Source organism: Parathalassolituus penaei (genome assembly GCF_026626885.1).
In the GTDB taxonomy this organism is placed as follows: domain Bacteria; phylum Pseudomonadota; class Gammaproteobacteria; order Pseudomonadales; family Oceanobacteraceae; genus Oceanobacter; species Oceanobacter penaei.
In genome coordinates, this window is the sequence record NZ_JAPNOA010000049.1 from 1 (window position 1) to 714 (window position 714).

Sequence of the window (714 nt, forward strand, 5' to 3'; positions counted from 1 at the left end):
AACGCCGCGACTGCGGTCACCGGCAGCAGTACTCTGGATACCTCGGTTCCGACGGGCCACAGCATCAGTTTTGATGACAGTAACATCAGCAGCAGCGAAGCCTCCTCCATCAGCCTGACCATGGCCGGAGCTGAAGTGGGTGCGACTTACAGCTATAGCATCAGTAGTTCTGGCGGCGGTACACCGGTAACCGGCTCCGGCACCATCAGCAGTGCTGGTCAGCCGATCAGTGGTGTGGATGTGTCGGGCCTGAGTGACGGTACTCTGACCGTTTCGCTGGTGTTGACCGACAGCGCCGGTAACGCGGCGACTGCGGTTACCAACACCACCACGCTGGATGCCAATGCTCCGAGCGGTCACAGTATCAGCTTCGATGACGCGACCATTAATACCAGCGAAGCATCTTCCATCAGCCTGACCATGGCCGGTGCTGAAGTGGGTGCGACCTACAGCTACAGCATCAGCAGTTCCGGCGGTGGTACACCTGTCACCGGCTCCGGCACCATCAGCAGTGCTGGTCAGCAGCTCAGTGGTGTGGATGTGTCTGGTCTGAGTGATGGCACATTAACCGTATCCCTGGTGCTGACCGACAGCGCTGGCAACGCCGCCAGCGCCGTTACCAACACCAGCACTCTGGATACCACAGCGGCTTCCGGCCACAGCATCAGTTTTGATGACAGCCTGATCAGCAGCAGTGAAGCCTCCTCCATCAGC

The 714-nt window shown here is 59.4% G+C and carries 1 protein-coding gene; it reads left to right on the forward strand.

All coding sequences use genetic code 11. From position 1 onward, the window contains the following. Nucleotides 1–714, forward strand: a 714-nt coding sequence (locus OUO13_RS14330; RefSeq protein WP_283174589.1) for a hypothetical protein, incomplete at both ends; no start/stop codon positions are given.